At 66.8% G+C, this 15,574-nt stretch carries 17 protein-coding genes; 7 read left to right on the plus strand and 10 right to left on the minus strand.

Features of this window, described 5'->3' with window-relative positions:
• Positions 1-8: 8 nt before the first annotated feature.
• Positions 9-1,601: a GMC family oxidoreductase gene (locus ACH35V_RS06990; RefSeq protein ID WP_395970726.1), complete on the plus strand. Its 1,593-nt coding sequence runs from the start codon at positions 9-11 to the stop codon at positions 1,599-1,601.
• Between the two features lie 50 nt (positions 1,602-1,651).
• On the opposite strand, the gene ACH35V_RS06995 is transcribed toward ACH35V_RS06990, so the two are convergent.
• Complete coding sequence (locus ACH35V_RS06995; protein WP_395970728.1) at positions 1,652-1,912, minus strand: DUF397 domain-containing protein; 261 nt, start codon at positions 1,910-1,912, stop codon at positions 1,652-1,654.
• Positions 1,909-2,613 carry a DUF5753 domain-containing protein gene (locus tag ACH35V_RS07000; RefSeq protein ID WP_395970730.1) on the minus strand — a complete coding sequence of 235 codons (705 nt, stop codon included), beginning with the start codon at positions 2,611-2,613 and terminating at the stop codon, positions 1,909-1,911. The genes ACH35V_RS06995 and ACH35V_RS07000 overlap by 4 nt, the downstream gene beginning before the upstream one ends.
• Positions 2,614-2,905: 292 nt before the next feature.
• Here ACH35V_RS07000 and ACH35V_RS07005 point away from each other — a divergent pair, with 292 nt between their 5' ends.
• Together ACH35V_RS07005 and ACH35V_RS07010 are read left to right on the plus strand one after the other, a co-directional pair.
• Positions 2,906-3,220, plus strand: coding sequence for a hypothetical protein (locus ACH35V_RS07005; protein ID WP_395970732.1), 315 nt, complete (start codon positions 2,906-2,908; stop codon positions 3,218-3,220).
• Positions 3,217-3,504 carry a hypothetical protein gene (locus tag ACH35V_RS07010; protein WP_395970734.1) on the plus strand — a complete coding sequence of 96 codons (288 nt, stop codon included), beginning with the start codon at positions 3,217-3,219 and terminating at the stop codon, positions 3,502-3,504. Before ACH35V_RS07005 ends, ACH35V_RS07010 begins: the two co-directional genes overlap by 4 nt.
• Positions 3,505-3,809: 305 nt before the next feature.
• On the opposite strand, the gene ACH35V_RS07015 is transcribed toward ACH35V_RS07010, so the two are convergent.
• The 5 genes from ACH35V_RS07015 to ACH35V_RS07035 all read right to left on the minus strand — a co-directional run bounded on the left by ACH35V_RS07015 (position 3,810) and on the right by ACH35V_RS07035 (position 9,485).
• Complete coding sequence (locus ACH35V_RS07015) at positions 3,810-4,361, minus strand: hypothetical protein (RefSeq protein WP_395970736.1); 552 nt, start codon at positions 4,359-4,361, stop codon at positions 3,810-3,812.
• A 1,038-nt stretch (positions 4,362-5,399) separates the two neighbouring features.
• On the minus strand, positions 5,400-6,164 hold the full coding sequence (locus ACH35V_RS07020) for a hypothetical protein (RefSeq protein WP_395970738.1): 765 nt from the start codon (positions 6,162-6,164) through the stop codon (positions 5,400-5,402).
• The gene (locus ACH35V_RS07025) at positions 6,161-6,526 is read right to left on the minus strand and encodes a hypothetical protein (protein ID WP_395970740.1); all 366 of its coding nucleotides are present in this window, start codon (positions 6,524-6,526) and stop codon (positions 6,161-6,163) included. Before ACH35V_RS07025 ends, ACH35V_RS07020 begins: the two co-directional genes overlap by 4 nt.
• A gap of 95 nt (positions 6,527-6,621) precedes the next feature.
• Positions 6,622-8,835: a glycoside hydrolase domain-containing protein gene (locus ACH35V_RS07030; protein WP_395970742.1), complete on the minus strand. Its 2,214-nt coding sequence runs from the start codon at positions 8,833-8,835 to the stop codon at positions 6,622-6,624.
• Between the two features lie 494 nt (positions 8,836-9,329).
• Positions 9,330-9,485 (minus strand): hypothetical protein, encoded by a 156-nt coding sequence (locus ACH35V_RS07035; RefSeq protein ID WP_395970744.1) that lies wholly within the window; start codon positions 9,483-9,485, stop codon positions 9,330-9,332.
• 54 nt (positions 9,486-9,539) lie between these two features.
• Here ACH35V_RS07035 and ACH35V_RS07040 point away from each other — a divergent pair, with 54 nt between their 5' ends.
• The 4 genes from ACH35V_RS07040 (at position 9,540) to ACH35V_RS07055 (ending at position 13,024) form a co-directional block, all read left to right on the plus strand.
• Positions 9,540-9,794 (plus strand): hypothetical protein, encoded by a 255-nt coding sequence (locus tag ACH35V_RS07040; protein ID WP_395970746.1) that lies wholly within the window; start codon positions 9,540-9,542, stop codon positions 9,792-9,794.
• The gene (locus tag ACH35V_RS07045) at positions 9,787-11,022 is read left to right on the plus strand and encodes a peptidoglycan-binding protein (protein WP_395970748.1); all 1,236 of its coding nucleotides are present in this window, start codon (positions 9,787-9,789) and stop codon (positions 11,020-11,022) included. The genes ACH35V_RS07040 and ACH35V_RS07045 overlap by 8 nt, the downstream gene beginning before the upstream one ends.
• A gap of 53 nt (positions 11,023-11,075) precedes the next feature.
• The gene (locus ACH35V_RS07050) at positions 11,076-11,726 is read left to right on the plus strand and encodes an ABC transporter ATP-binding protein (RefSeq protein ID WP_395970750.1); all 651 of its coding nucleotides are present in this window, start codon (positions 11,076-11,078) and stop codon (positions 11,724-11,726) included.
• Positions 11,727-11,875: 149 nt separating this feature from the next.
• The gene (locus ACH35V_RS07055) at positions 11,876-13,024 is read left to right on the plus strand and encodes an ABC transporter permease (protein WP_395970752.1); all 1,149 of its coding nucleotides are present in this window, start codon (positions 11,876-11,878) and stop codon (positions 13,022-13,024) included.
• 146 nt (positions 13,025-13,170) lie between these two features.
• Here the strand turns inward: ACH35V_RS07055 and ACH35V_RS07060 are convergent, their stop codons facing one another.
• The 3 genes from ACH35V_RS07060 to ACH35V_RS07070 all read right to left on the minus strand — a co-directional run bounded on the left by ACH35V_RS07060 (position 13,171) and on the right by ACH35V_RS07070 (position 15,449).
• Complete coding sequence (locus tag ACH35V_RS07060; RefSeq protein ID WP_395970754.1) at positions 13,171-13,326, minus strand: hypothetical protein; 156 nt, start codon at positions 13,324-13,326, stop codon at positions 13,171-13,173.
• Between the two features lie 130 nt (positions 13,327-13,456).
• Positions 13,457-13,942, minus strand: coding sequence for a GNAT family N-acetyltransferase (locus ACH35V_RS07065; RefSeq protein ID WP_395970756.1), 486 nt, complete (start codon positions 13,940-13,942; stop codon positions 13,457-13,459).
• A gap of 7 nt (positions 13,943-13,949) precedes the next feature.
• Positions 13,950-15,449 (minus strand): aldehyde dehydrogenase family protein, encoded by a 1,500-nt coding sequence (locus ACH35V_RS07070; RefSeq protein WP_395970758.1) that lies wholly within the window; start codon positions 15,447-15,449, stop codon positions 13,950-13,952.
• Positions 15,450-15,574: the final 125 nt, after the last annotated feature.

The following is a 15,574-nucleotide window of genomic DNA, read 5'->3' on the forward strand; positions in this document are numbered from 1 at the left end:
AGGCCGCCGTGTACGACTACATCATCGTGGGAGCGGGCAGCGCGGGCTGCGTTCTCGCCGCCAGACTGACCGAGGACCCCTCGGTGAAGGTCCTGCTGCTGGAGGCGGGCCCGCCCGACGCGGCCCCCGAGATCCACATCCCGGCCGCCGCCGCGACGATGTTCAAGGGCCCCTACGACTGGGACTACACCACCGTCCCGCAGGAGCACGCCGGGGGACGCGGCGTGTACTGGCCGCGGGGCCGGACGCTCGGCGGCAGCTCGTCCACCAACGCGATGATCTACATCCGCGGGTCCCGGTACGACTACGACACCTGGCGCGACTCCTACGGCTGCGAGGGCTGGGGCTACGAGGACCTGCTGCCCTACTTCTGCCGCGCCGAGGACCAGCAGCGCGGCGAGATCCCGTACCACGGCGTCGGCGGCCCCCTCCGCGTCGAGGACCTGCGCTACAAGCACCCGCTGACGCGCGCGTGGGTGCAGTCGGCCAAGGCGTACGGCCTCGCCGCGAACCCCGACTTCAACGGCGCCGACCAGGACGGCGTCGGCTTCTACCAGGTCACGCACAAGCGCGGCCGCCGCTGGTCCACCGCCGCCGGCTACCTCCACCCGGTCGAGAACCGCCCGAACCTCACGATCGTCACCGACGCGCTGGTGACCCGCGTCCTGTTCGAGGGCCGCCGCGCGACCGGCGTCCGGTACGAGGCGCGCGGCGAGAGCCTGTCGGCCCGCGCCGAGGCGGAGGTCATCCTGTCGGGCGGCGCGGTGAACAGCCCGCAGCTCCTCATGCTCTCCGGGATCGGCCCCGCCGACCACCTGCGCTCGCTGGGCATCGACGTCCTAGCCGACTCCCCGGTCGGGCAGCGCCTCCAGGACCACCCGTTCGTGACCGTCATGTTCGCCACCCCCCGGACCAAGGCCCTGTGGGAGCTGGCGCACAGGCGCTCCCTCGCCCTCTACCAGGCGTTCGCGCGCGGCCCGTACGCGTCCAACCTCGCCGAGGCGGGCGGGTTCGTCCGGACGGTGGAGGGCCTGCCCGCGCCCGACCTGCAGTACCACGTCCTGCCGTCGCCGTTCGTCAAGCAGGGCCTCACCGAAACGCACGAGCGGCTCCTGTCGATCCTCGTGGCCGCCGTCGCCGTCGCCGGCCGCGGCTCGATCACCCTCCGCTCCGCCAGCCCCCACGCCAAACCCCTCATCGACCCGGCCTACCTCGCCGACAAGGCCGACCTGGACATCCTGGTCGCGGGCGTCCGGCAGGCGCGCGAGATCGCCGCGTCCGGACCGCTGGCGTCCCTGACCGGCGGCGAGTGGGCCCCCGGCGAGCAGGCCGACACCGACGAGGCCATCGTCGACTTCGTCCGCCGCGACGTCGCGACCCTCTACCACCCCACCAGCACCTGCGCGATGGGCGCGGACGACGCCGTCTGCGACCCGGACCTGCGCGTCCGCGGTGTCGAGGGCCTGCGCGTGGTGGACGCGTCCGTCATGCCCGCCGTCCCACGCGGCAACACCAACGCCCCCACCATCGCGATAGCCGAACGCGCCGCCGACCTAATCCGCAACCACACCCCGCTAAAGCCCGCCACCGCCGAGAAATGAGAAACGCCCTCGTCCGGGGGACGAGGGCGCGCGTTGCTTCCTAGCTCGCGTTAGAGATCGAGCGCGCCCGCCTTAGCCTGAGCGAGCAGCTCACCGAAGGCTGCCCGGTCCATAGTGAAGTGCCCGGCGTCCGGGTCCTTGCTGTCCCGAACACCGATGACGGCGTCCGTCAACGCCACCTCAACGCACTGGCCGCTCTGCCCACCGCTGTAGCTGCTCTTGCGCCACCCTTGCGCGACCTCAACGCACATGCCGGTGTCTCCTCCGCTGTGGCTGCTTTTGCGCCAGCGGGCGGACGAGAAGTCGTTCATCTCCACAGTTCCTCCAACGCCTTGCGGATTGCGGCTTGCGAGTCTTCGGCGTTCAGCGCCTTGGACCTGATCAACTCAAACAGTATGCCAAGTTCGGCGACATATCCGTCATCATCGATCAGCCGCCCACGGCCGCCCGCCATCTCGGCGTATGCGGTGTCAGGCTCTCCGGGCGAGCACAAGATCGTGAACGACCCCTCCGGGAGCAGTTCAGCGTCCTCCGGGACCACGTGGATACGGATCTGGGGCAACGCCGCCAAGTCCAGCAGGCGCTCTAGCTGAGCACGCATGACTTCTCGGCCACCGAACGGACGGCGGAGTGCAGATGCGTCGATAAGCGCGACGATCACGGGTGGGTTCTCCCGGTGCAGGATCTCCTGTCTCTGCATCCGCTCAGCCACGACCTGTTCTAGTTTGCCGGGTTGTTGAAATGCCCGCAGGACGGCGCGCGCGTAATCCTCCGTGTGGAAGAGGCCGGTGATCGCGAAGTTCTCGTACTTCTTAATCATGGCGGCGTCGGACTCGGCGTCGACGAACTCGGGGAAGCCCGCCGGGAGGCCGGTCTCCTCGATGACGCGGGGGTAGAGAGCCTCGAAGAACTGCTCCAGGCCGAAGACCTCGTCGAACTTCTGGCAGACCTTGAAGGTCGGACGGCGTGCGCACAATTCGATCCCGCTGACCAGGCTGCCGGAGATGTGCACTTTCGCCCCAAGGGCGGGTTGTGACCAGCCTTTTCCCTCTCGCTGCTGCTTGAGGTGGTAGGCGAAGAATGCTCGGGCCGATTCGGACGGGGGCGGAGTCGGCATGGTGGCCCTTCCTCTCTACACGGGGCGATGTGCGGCGCCCTGGTCACCTGTGGAGATGAAGCTGTAGCCGAGAGTAATCGAAATCTCAAAGGATTGGTGGCCAGACGAAAAATCCCGCATGACAAAGAGGTCGATCATGGGAGCGCATGAACGGTGTCCGGGTACACGCCATTTCCCGGCGCCCCCGGTGGAAGTGAAGACGGAGAGCGGCCCGCAGACGCTGATTCCGCAGCGGGAGCGCGTCACATTCCTGGTCAGGCTCTCTGAGTCGTTCGGTCCGGTCGTGGGGTTGCTGACCGCGTTCGCCGTCATCAACGGCTACATGGTCCTCAACGTGATCCCGCAGGACGTTTCCGGGCGGGCGACGACCGTCGGGTGCCGCTACCGCGACGGGCAATGGTGGTTCTACTACGTCCACACGGGCGCGCCCATCCGTCCGGCCAACGAGCTGACCGCGACGGCGCACCAGATCAGGAACCACATAGAGGGAGCGGCGCGATGACGGAACCGACGACGGCGGACGGACGCCAGAACGCCGCCGACTACGTGTTCGCGCTGGCGGAGCTGCTGCGCGGCCACGGCTACTCGCCGGAACAGCTGGGCACTCGGCGGCTCCGGGTGACGGACGGGGAGGACTCGCGGGCCGTGGAGATTCAGTGCCACCGCAGGCGCGGGGACGCGGACCGCTGGTGGTTCACCTGGGGCGACGGATTCTGGATGTGCGAGGCCGACCACCCCACCGACGCCCTCGTCCAACTCAAAACCGCCCTCCACCGAGCGGAGTGAAGGCCCCCTTCCAGATACCGGGCGAGGATGAGACCCTCGCCCGGTATCAGCTCGTCTGTTCGGATTTCACGTCTCCGCTACTGCTGATCCGGTGCTCTGTCGGATCGGCGCGAGGCGGCCAGCCGCTCGAGCACTCGTTCAGCCAGATGCTGGAAGTCTGCGCGGCACATTTGAACGTATGTTTGCGTGCTGCCCGGTGCTGTGCTCCGTCGGCCGCTTTGAGATCGAACATGGGATTGCGTGCGTTGTACGCCGGCGACATCAGGCTCTGATGGCAGTTCGTTTTGCGAAATGCGGCTGCCGTACTAGTCTCCATGCTTCTTCAACAGCTCCCGAATCCTCTGGAGCTGCTTATCGCGATTCCGCTTCAATTCGATCAAAGCTTCGGAATTGGCTTCGATTTCCGCGTTCTGGTATTCGGACTCGACAGCGAATGTGACCCCCAGCAGGTTGACCTGATACTTGCACTGGACGTCTACTTTTGCGGCCCTGATTTCTTCTCTAGAAATCTTCGGATTGTTGAGGTTCCAGCGTTTGTCTGGCACTCGCATATCGAGGGGAGGTGACGCGAAGCCCTTCGCCTTTATGCATTCAGACCAAGATTTTCTTACTCTTATGACTCTTTGGTCGCTGAGCGCTTTCTCAAGGCTGTCGTGCGACAGCTTCGCGACCAGGTTCGACTCCGCACCAGGCACTTGCCAGATTGTGCGTGCTGCTTCCCCTCGGCATCCCCCTTGGGGCAGAGGCCGGCCCAGCAGGACGGTCGGTGGCTTCTTTTGCTGAGGTTCGGGCAGCATCTCTCCTGATGCGCTCACTCGTGCGGGAAACTCGCCGTACTTCGCCAGATGCTCATCCACTGAGAGGATCTCTTTGCTTCCGGGCTTTGCCGGCCCGCCGGCAACGGTTGGCACATGGTAGCCGAAGATTGCTACATCGTTCGGGTCGCTTACTCCGTAACGTCGCGACCTCAGCTGCTGGTCGGCTCTACTCGCCTCCCGAGATACCTGTTCCGACCCGTATGAGCGGGTGAAGCCGTATCGGCGCATGCAGGAGTTTATCAAACGGGCTTCCAGAGCTCTCTCCGGTGCAAGCTGCGCCAAGCTCAGTTCATACGTTTGGAGCGGCAATCGTAGCTGCGCCATACTGGTCGGTGTGGGGACCGGGACAGGACCCGTGCTCTTCGTGGCGGTGCTCGTCGCGCCGCATGCGGTTGCCAGACCGAGCGCCGATATTGCAGCTGCGCCCATCGGTAGCAACTTGGCAAGGTGAAGTTTTCGGATCAAGCAATTTCCTTGAATGATCGGCCGCGCACTATGCGGGGTGGCAGGGCTTGTGATCACCAGGGATACACGTAGGCGCAAGCCTCGTTGTTGCGTAGTGCGCCCAGGAGATTCCCGGCGTAGCCCGGCCTGACCCAGTCGACCCCACCGGTGCAGCCGACATATTGCCATGCGCCAACCGTGTAGCTTCCTTTCGATCCGATGGAGGCCGCATTGTTTCGGACCGACTGGCCAACTCCGAGCGTGCCCCAGCCGTGATCCCTGAATCGCCAGGAAGTCAGGTCCGAAGCGGTATTAGTGCTGCCCGTGGCTCCGTTCCACAATCCTGGGCTGTAATAGAGGCACCACGTCGAACACGTTTGCCCCCATGTACCCGGGCCCCAACGGCTGACGTCATCGGCGCCCGCCGACGTAGCGGTGAGCATCATCGTCGCACCGCCGGCGACTGCGGCCAAACCCGTCGTGATCGCCAGACGCCCAAGCGTGCTTCCCATTCACCGTCTCCTTTTCCAGGTAGCTGCCATAAAGGTACGAGAGTGGCCAAGCGGGACGGCGATGCAGCAGCCCCGTCAAGGGTTGTGCCTTGCCATGTCGCGCTGACTTGCTACTCGCTGTCTATCCGTGGGTCCTTTGGAGACGTGCCAGCTTCTTGGCCGTGCTCCGCCGTGCGGGGGAGGTGATGTCAATGCCTGACCCTGCGCCCATGCCGGGGGTGTCCTTCCAGCCTCGGATCTCTTGTGCGGCCTTTGCCAGCCTTGGGTCTCCGGGCTTGAGGTCAATGTAGAACAATGATTCGTCCGGCTTGCGGTCGTCGCCACCCCAGCGGACCACGCCGTCGAGTTCGGCGAGAATGTCACGGATGACGAGCTCCTGCTGTGGGTAGAAGCCACCGCGGGCACTCGCCGGGTAGTGGCCTGGGCGGATCTGCACCGCCGTCCCGGATGCCTGGTTGGACTCTGCCAGGTTCCGTCTCACCGTGTGCGGGGCACGCCATCCGACCACGTCCTCGTTACTGAGGAGGGTGTCGACCTCGTAGTGGAAACGGCGGATGACATGGACGAGGATGGTCTCGACCTCTCCCATGCGAACCTGAACCTCGATGGGAGTGCCGGGGGCGGGCCGGGTGTAGATGTGACCGCGGTCGTCTGCGACCTTCTCCATCTCCCATCCGTTCTTCGATGGGATGCCAGTCGAAACGTGCTCTTTGCGCTGGCGAGCACGCTCCTCGGCTCGTTTCACCGCTTCACGAAGCTTGTTCAGTTCTGGGTTCCGAGCGGATGCGTACCCTGGGCCGGCCAGGAACTGTGATCCGACGGCAGCTCCTGCCGCTATGAAAGCGGCACGCTGCAGAGCGGCGCGTCGTGTCAGGGGGGCCGTCACTTGGTGTCCTCCTTGTGTTTCAAGATCAGAAATCCGGTGAGCGCAATGGCGCAGAGGCCGAGCACGGCCGCGGACGGGTTGACGTAAGTGGGGATGATTGCCTCGACGGTGTGTCCGTCGCTGGCACGGCATCCGAAATGCAGCGGGATGAAAGACGGTTCGTATCCGACCAGGCGTTTCGCGCCCAGCACCTCGTTGCATACCCTGGACTGGTCGGGATCGTCGAAGAAGAGCAGGTGCAGAACGGCCCAGGTGTAGATGCCGATCGTGGCCGCCCAGGCCAAGACGGCTCCGGCCTTGACCGTCGCCCAGGCTGTTCTCGCGCGGCCGGCGCGTACGAGCAGGCGCACGCCGTACAGCACCAGCCAGACAGTGGAGGGGACCCCGATCAGAATCAGTAGTAGTACTGCCGCGGGGTTATGGCCGGAATAGGGTTCGTCTCCTGACACTGCTGCCCTTATGCGTTCCGGGAAATCGAGTTGTACTTCTCCATCACGTAGTACAACCCCATGCGCTTCTTCGCCTCGCTGAAAGCCGGTTCGGCAGGCCCTTGGTAGCGGCGCAGAACTTCGTAGATCTCCTGGTCGGTGTAGTCCAGACTAGGTCGCCGAAGTGCCGGAGAGTTGTCGTCGCCGCCGGGCTTCCCGTCGATGTCCCACATGTGGATCATGGCGACGCTGGTGAGGGCGAACCCCTCGTCCTGGTTCGCGTCTCTCCAGATCCCGTACTTGTCGGCATCCTTGTTCACGTCGAGGATCGGGCGGCCTGTGACATATCCCTGGCGGAGGCAATGGTTCCATGCTCCGATGAGCGTGATGGCTCGCTGTTTGCCGATGCCGGTGGAGGTGTCCCGGATGTACTTGCCGGTGGTGGCATAGGCGGCGATCACGGCGGCCCACGCGGCTTCATCGGCCGGATCGATATGCCGCATTTCCCAGTAAGTCGTCGTCTGGATCAACGCTTTGCGCATGTTGTACCTGTTCGACAGGCTGGTGATCAGCGCGTCGTGGTCGACAACGGTTGTCTGGAAGCATTTCCAGTGCTGGTAGCTTTTGGTGCCGCCGTCGTTCGGGTAACCGAGGGACTCCATGAACTTGCCGACATCGGTCTGCATGGCCGCGATATCCGCGTTGAGTCGGGTGTCGGGTTTGTTCGCTCGGGGCGTGTTGAAGGATCCCTGGCCGACGTCTCGTCCGGAGGCGATGTTGTTGTCGATCTCAATCCTGCCATCGCCAGAGCCGATGGTGCGCGTGACGATCTGGTCGTAGGCCCAGTTCGCCGGGAGGGGATAGCCGAAGTTCCCGGAGAACCCGGAGGACATGTCGGACACAAATGACGCGGACGCGTGGCCAGCGTTGGAGACGCGGGTGCAGACGTTGCGTGGTCCGTACACGCCGACCGTGAACCTGTTGCCGTCGTCGGCGATCGCGTCCTGGATGCCTTTGAAATGGGGGAGGACGGCATTGGTGACGTCCTGGTCGAGCGCGTCGAAGTCAACGGCGAAGAAGATCCGTGTCCCTGTCTTGAAACCGTGATCAAGGGCAGCGTTGATCGCGGCCTGGGCGGCGGCGCGTCCGAGTGGGTAGCTGAAGTCCTCGACGCCGCGCCCGTAGGTCTGGTAGATCGGGAAGCAGCGTAGTCCGTTGGCGGCGATGGTCTGCAGTTCGCCCGGCTGGACGGCCTTCTCCGGCAGTGACGTCGTGCTGGGGTTGGTGAGATAGCGGCCGACGTAGGTAATTCCGTTGTCCTTCAGCGTCTTGGCGCGGGCCGGGGTGATTTTCGTGACACCGTCGCACGCCGCACCCTTGCGGTCTTGATCGCCATAGGAGACCAGGAGTGAGGCCCAGGTCTGGAAGTCTCCCTTACCGGTCACCGGGAGTTTGACAAAGTCCTGGAACTCCCTCACCCGCTGGGCGAGATTGGCGTCGAAGGAGGCGGCGAAGGGGACGGGACGCTGGTTGAGCACCATCCCAGCAGAGAACAGCGAGACCCAAACCCCCGAGTCACCCGAAGCGACGGTGTGAGATTTCAGGCCAGACTGGGTACCTGGGCCAAAAACACCGTTGGCCGTGCCGTCGGCCATACCCAGTTCGTACTGGATGGCGAAGAGCATGAACTTGGCCACGTCTCGGGAGTTGTGGCCGTCGCATGGAATAATGAAGTAGTCTCTGCGTTTCACGTAGCGGCCGTTCAACCAACGCTGAACGCTCCGGATCGCATCGGAACCGGAGTTGATGGTGACATAGGCGTCCATGTTCAGGAGCCCCTTGAACACCTTCGGCGTGAGATCGCTGCCGGGAAAGGAGCCGTCCACACCCATATCCGTCTTCAGCTTGACCATCGCGGTTTGGACGCGAGAGTTGTACTGCCCGTCGATCTCGCCTCCGTCATAGCCCTTGCAGTAAAGGCCGGACTGAATGATCTTACAGAAGTTCGTATTCGGGACGGTCGACGCGTTGAGACTCGGATATCTCGAGGTGAGTGTGGCCAAGGTGGTTGGACCGAAGGCGTCGGACGGAGGTGAGATCCCGAGTTCTACCTGCAGAGCTCGGGTGAGGGCGTACATGGTCTTCCAACCCGTCTGCCCGTCCTCTTCGACGGTCATTCCGATCCGACTGCCATAAGCACTGTTAACGAACTGCTGTGCTCTCCGCACCATCTCGTCAGCCATCTGCATCGCCTTCCGGTTGGGGCTCCGCGGCAAGGTCCGCGTCTCAGTTCTGTTGTGAGCTGATGGGCGGGGGACCATCGTGGACTGCCGATACCTCGGCAAAGGGAGAGAAGCCGGCGGTGTCGCCATGGTTCGCGTTTCGAGTCGACGGCGCCTTTCGCGATGCGGTGCCGGCAGCCGTGATGACCGTTCGAATTCCTGGATGCCGGCTCGAGATCGACTGGATCGTAAGTGACCGGTCTCCAAGGCCACAAGAGGAAAAACGGTTGCCTGGTGGCTACGGTGCGTGAGCCTGCGTTTTGTGCGTCAGGTGGATGCGTTGGAGGCAAGACTAAGAACTGCGGCAATGCGAGCGCGCGCCATCGCTGGACCGCAGCGCGGAGAGGCGAATGTGATCTATATCACTCGACATCAAGTCATTCGTAACGGATCCGTAAACAGGTCGGTCAGCGCATTGCCCGGTCGCCCCGTGATCAGCGCTTTCTCGCATGGTGTCACCGGGTCGACACGCATACGAGCAGAGAAGCGGACTTGTCAAGGCCCTCGTTCGTCTGCAATATCTCCGTGAGAGCGAGATCGACACGGTGGGCGGGCAAAATGAAGAGCACGATTCGGCGGCTGGGCGTGATGGCGGCTTCGGCCACCGTCATCGGCGGCGGCTCCATGCTGTCAAGCCCGTCCCCCGGACGGGGAGTTCGGGGGAGATGGCGACCAACGGCCCGGGACGAACTCCGCCGGCGACGTTCCGGAGTCTGCCGCCGCAGGCAGAGGTCAAGGCCGCCATGGCCGACGTGGAATGTAAGTACCGGGTGAATCTGCTGGGCGTCATGTTCGCGGTCGAGTCGGAATACCAGAACGCGGCGATCGAGGAGAACGCGGAGGCGCTGGCCGACCTGAAGAAGAGACGGGAGGAGCAACTCCGGAAGTTCCGTGAGTTGCTGAAGCGGAACGGTGGCTGACGACCGCGGCACTAGGTCGACATTGGCCAGGCGGCAGCGGCTCCTGGTCGTGGGCGCATGCGCGGTCGCGGTGATCTCCACTGCGGGTCTGGGGGCGTCCACGCTGGTGACGTCCCCTGCCGAGGACGCGGTACGGACGAGCCCGCCCGACGCGAGTGTGCTGACGGCACCGGTCGAATCGAAGGAACTACGCAGAACGGTGGTGTTCCGCGGCCGGTTCACCGCTGCCCGATCCCTCACGTTCACCGCCTCGGCCGGGGTCGGGCCGGATGGGCGGGCCGTCGCGTCCGGGGCGCAGCAGGTGGTCTCCAAGGTGCCGCACCGGACCGGGGACACGGTTCGCGCCGGAGCGGTGCTGGCCGAGGTGTCGTACCGGCCGGTGTTCGTGCTGCCGGGCAGGATCCCGGCGGTCCGCGACCTGGCGCAGGGGCAGAACGGGGGCGACGTGACGCAGTTGCAGGTGGCACTGGCCGCGCTCGGGTACGGGCGAGGCAGCGATCGCGAGGGCGCCTTCGGCGCGGGGACCGCGGCGGCGGTCCGGCGCTTCTACCGCGCGATCGGGTACGCCGCGCCGGTCGCCGCAAGCGGCCCCCAGAAGCCGGACGGCGGCGAGCCCGGGGACATGGAGGGTTCCGATCCCGGTGGCGGCGGTGGGACACGGGTGATGGTGCCCCGGTCCGAGGTGATGTTCTCGCCGTCTTTCCCGGCGCGGATCAGCCGCATGGAGGCCAGGCTGGGGGAGCCTCCAGGTGAGCCGATGCTGACGCTCAGCGTCGGTGGCCTGAAGCTGATCGGCGAGCTGGACCCGACACTGGGGGACTCCGTGCGCGCGGATCAGCGGGTGCGCGTGCTGGCGGAGGAGAGCGGTCGCGAGTACGCGGCCTCCGTCGCGGAGATTGGCAAGATCGTCACCCCGAAGACGGAAGACGGCGGCCGGCCCTACATCCCCGTGCGGATCGCGCCGGAGCGGGCATGGAATCCGTCGCTCAACGGTGCGGACGTGCAGATCACCGTGACGACCGCGGTGACCGGGGGCACGGTGCTCGCCGTCCCGCAGGCGGCGGTCACGGCGCAGGCCGACGGGATGACGTCGGTGACGGTGCTGCCGCCATCGGGTGGACGGAGCCGGGTCCGGGTGACGGCGGGCATGTCGGCGGACGGGTTCGTCCAGGTGACGCCGGTGGGTGACGTGCTGCGTCCGGGGGACCGGGTGGTGGTCGGCCGGTGACCGCTGCGATCTCCGTTCGCGGGCTGAGCCGCACCTACCCGGGTCCTCCACCGGTGACGGCGCTTCATGAGGCTGACCTGGTCATCGAACGGGGCGAGCTCGTGGCCATCGTCGGTCCGTCCGGTTCCGGCAAGTCGACGCTCCTCAACCTGCTCGGCCTGCTGGACCGTCCGTCCTCGGGCGCCTACCGGCTCGACGGAGTGGACGTCGCGCCCCTGAGCGAGGCGGAGCGCACCGCGCTGCGCGGCCAGCGGATCGGCTTCGCCTTCCAGGCGTTCCACCTGCTCCCCTATCGCAGCGCGGTGGAGAACGTGATGCTCGCGCAGCTCTACGCACCGGGCCGGCGTTCCGGTCGGCGTTCCAAGGGGCAGCGCGCCGGACGACGCGAGGCTGCGCAGGCGGCGCTGCGGCGCGTTGGGCTCGGGCACCGCATGGACGCGCTGCCCTCGCGATTGTCCGGCGGCGAGCGTCAGCGGGTGGCCATCGCCCGGGCTCTGGTCAACGAACCGAGCCTGCTGCTGTGCGACGAGCCCACCGGCAACCTCGACTCGGAGACGTCCGCCACGGTCCTGGAACTGCTGGAGGCACTGCACCGGAGCGGCCAGACCGTCGTCGTCATCACCCATGACGCGGAAGTCGCGCGCCGGGCGGAGCGCATCGTCACGATCAGGGACGGCCGGCTTGGCGAGGACGCGGCGCCATGAGCCGCCGAGCCTGGCGCACCGGTGTCCGGCCGTCCCGGCTGCGCATGCGGGACCTGATCGCCGAGGCGGTCGCCGGGATCCTCCAGCGGCCGGGGCGATCGGCCCTGACAATGATCGGAACGGTCCTGGGCACCGGCGCGTTCGTCGCCGTGCTGGGGCTGACCGCCACCGTGTCCGGGCAGATCAGCCGGAAGTTCGATCCCCTGGTGGCCACCACGGTGAGCGTCGAGGTCGTCAGCGAGGCTCCGGTGGACGAGCCCGGCCCCGGTCACGGCAGGCCGGCCGGCCATGGGCGGGCCGACCCGGCTCCGATGGCCTTTCCCTCCGACGCGGACGGGCGCGTCGGCCGACTCAACGGGGTGATCGCCGCCGGTGTCTGGTGGAAGGTGCACTTCGGCACCGATCCGGTCATCGGTGCCACCCCCGCCGTGCGGGAGGGCAGTGACACCGACATCGGGTCCAGCACGCCGGTCCACGCCGTGTCGCCGGGGGCGCTCGCCGCCGTCCGACCACGGGTTTCGCACGGGCTTGTCTTCAACGCCTTCCACGACCGGCGAGGCGAACCGGTGACGTTGATCAGCGAGGCCACGGCCGAACGGCTGGGCATCACCCAGCTCGAAACCAGACCGGCGGTGTTCGTCAACGGGCGCCCTTTGACGGTCATCGGCATCGTCGCCGACACCGACCTGCTGCCCGAACTGATGTCGGGAATGCTCATCCCGCGCGGCACCGCGGAACGCTTCTACGGACGTGCTCCCGCCAACGCGCCCGAACAGATGATCATCCGGACCCGCATGGGGGCGGCCAGGCTGATCGCCCGCCAGGCGCCGGTCGCGCTGCGACCCGACCGGCCGGATCTGTTCACCGCGGTACCGCCACCGGAGCCCCGGGCCCTGCGCGACGGAGTTACCGGCGATCTCACCGGCCTGTTCCTGCTGCTGGCCGTGATCTGCCTCGTGGTTGGCGCGGTGGGGATCGCCAACACCACGTTCGTGGCCGTGCTCGAACGGACGGGCGAGATCGGTTTGCGACGCTCACTGGGCGCACGCCCCAGACATATTGCCGTCCAGTTCCTGACCGAGTCCACCCTGCTCGGTCTGCTCGGCGGCCTGCTCGGCACGTGCTCGGCAGTGCTGACCGTTCTCATCGTCGCGCTTACCAGGCAATGGACGGCCATCCTGGACCCTGTCGCCGTGCTGTCGGCGCCGTCCATCGGTGCCGTCACGGGGCTGCTCGCCGGTCTCTATCCCGCCCTGCACGCCGCACGCATCGAACCCCAAGAGGCCCTCCGGCACTGACGTGTCTGGATGTGCGAGGCCGACCACCCACCGACGCCCTCGTCCAGATCAAGACGGCGCTGCGGCGCGCTGCTCGCTGACGACAACGCAGCGCGCCCCCGTCCTTCTGGACGGGGGCGCGTGGTAGGGCGTACAGGCCGGGGGCGTCACCGCTTCAGGGCCTTCGCGATGCGGACGCGGCGGGCCTTCTTGGCCTCGTTGCGCAGCACCGTCACACGGTCGCTGATGATGATGTTGCTGAAGTCCGGGCGCATCATCTCGTTCTTCTCCTTGTGTCCTGCCGGGCCCTCTCGGCCCGACATCTACAAGGTTCGTCCTAAGGCCCCGGCCCCCACATCGGGACGACGCCTTATCTGAGCGTCCTAGGGCGCCTTAGATCCGCGGACGGTGCCGCGCGACCGGCTTAGACGGCGTCCGCCGACCGGTCCCGGCCTAGGCGACTTCTACGAAACCCAGGCGGTCGTAGAGGCGGCGGGCGCGGCGGTTGCGGCGGGTCACCGCCAGGGTGAGGGTGTCGTGGCCCTGGTCGGCGAGGGCGTGCATGACTGCCTGGACCAGCCCTCGTCCTAGGCCGCGGCCGCCGTGGGACTGGGCGACGAACAGGAACGCCAGGAGCGGGACGTCCTTGTAGAGGGTGACGAGGGCCCCGGCCACGGGACGTCCATCGTCCTCGGCGACGAACGACGCGTCGCGCAGGAACGTTCCGTATTCGCCGCTCAGGGTGAGGTGCACTTCGCGTGCAGCGCCCTTGAGATCTCCCACGTCGGCTTCGTCGGGGGTGCCGCGGTAGGCGTCCCACATGAGGGCGGCGAGCGCGGCGGTGTCGGCGTCGTCGAACGGGCGGAAGCCGGGCGGGGGCGGGGACGCGGCGTCCAGGGCCACCTGGAGGCGGCTGCGCACCGGTGCGCGGGAGGCCATGGTCCCCTCAGCGCTTGTAGCGGCGGCCGTGGATCAGGTTGATCATGTCGAGGACGCGGGCCATCTCCTTCTCGCCGCGGCCGAACGAGGTCAGGTTCATCGTCGCGAAGCGCTGCCGGGTGATCGCCTTCGGGCGGGTGAACTCGCGCAGGCCGTCCGCGCCGTGGATGCGGCCGAACCCCGACTCGCCGACCCCGCCGAACGGCAGCGCCGCGACCTGCGCGAACGCGGCGAACGCGTTGATGGACGTCATGCCGGACCGCATCCGGCGGGCGACGTCCAGGGCGCGGGACCTGTCGCCGGAGAAGATCGTCCCGGCGAGGCCGTAGGAGGTCTCGTTGGCCTTCTCGACCGCCTCGTCCAGGTCCTTGACGCGGTGGACGGTGATCGTCGGCCCGAACGTCTCCTCGCGGACGGCGGACGAGTCGTCCGGCACGTTGGTCAGCACCACCGGCTCCACGTACGGCTTGCGCACCGACTCGGCACCGCCCACGACGGCCTTGCCGCCCTTGGCGAGCGCGTCCTTGATGTGGCGTTCGATGACGTCGAGCTGGCCGGGCATCGTGATCGGCCCGTAGGCGGCCTCGCGGTCGAAGCCGGGACGCAGGTCGCGGGCCTTCTCGGTGATCTTGCCGAGGAACTTGTCGTACGCCTCGTCCACGACGTAGATCCGCTCGACGCCGATGCAGGTCTGCCCGGCGTTCGACATCGCGCCCCACAGCGCGGCGTCGGCGGCGGCGTCGAGGTCGGCGTCGGAGTCGACGATGCAGGCGTCCTTGCCGCCGCATTCGGCGACGATCGGGGTGAGGTTCTCGGCGCAGGCGGCCATGACGCGCTTCGCGGTCCGGGTCGAGCCGGTGAAGGCGATCTTGTCGACGCCGGGGGAGGACGCGAGCGCCGCGCCCGTCTCGCCCAGCCCCGTGACCGTCTGCAGGACGGGATGCTCCGGGACGACCGCGGCGAACAGTTCGGCGAGGAACACGCCGACGCCCGGGGTGAACTCCGACGGCTTGAACACCACGGCGTTGCCCGCGGCCAGCGCGTACGCGATCGAGCCCATCGGCGTGAAGATCGGGTAATTCCACGGCCCGATCACGCCGACGACGCCGAGCGGCTGGTACTCCAGCACGCACTTCTGGTTGATCGACATGATCCCCGGGTAGACGCCGCGCGGCCCGAGGACCTTCTGGGCGTTGCGGGCGGCCCAGTCGAGGTGCGTGATCGCCATGATCGTCTCAAGCTGGGCGTCCTGCAGCGGCTTGCCGGTCTCCTGATGGATGAGCTCGCCCATCCGGTTGAGGTTCCGGGTGAGCGCGCCCTTGACGTTCAGCAGGCGGAGGCGGCGCTCCTTCCAGCCGAGGGCGCGCCACCATCCGGCGGCCTCCCGGGCGCGCTCGACGGCCGCGGCCACGGCGGCGGCGTCCTGGACGGGGTGCTCGGCGACGACCTCGCCGGTGGCCGGGTTCAGCGACGCGAACGTCTCGGTGCTCTCCGTGGCCACGGACATGGGGAACCTCCCGGGAGGAGCCGTGTAAGTGCCTGCTTGCGCGATGGTACTCGCTAGTAAACCACCCTAGGCCCGGCCGCGGACGACCGGATCTCGGGTAGCCGACCGGATCTCAGGTGGCCGGC

Origin of the sequence: Actinomadura sp. 1N219, assembly GCF_044326405.1 — a bacterium.
In the GTDB taxonomy this organism is placed as follows: domain Bacteria; phylum Actinomycetota; class Actinomycetes; order Streptosporangiales; family Streptosporangiaceae; genus Spirillospora.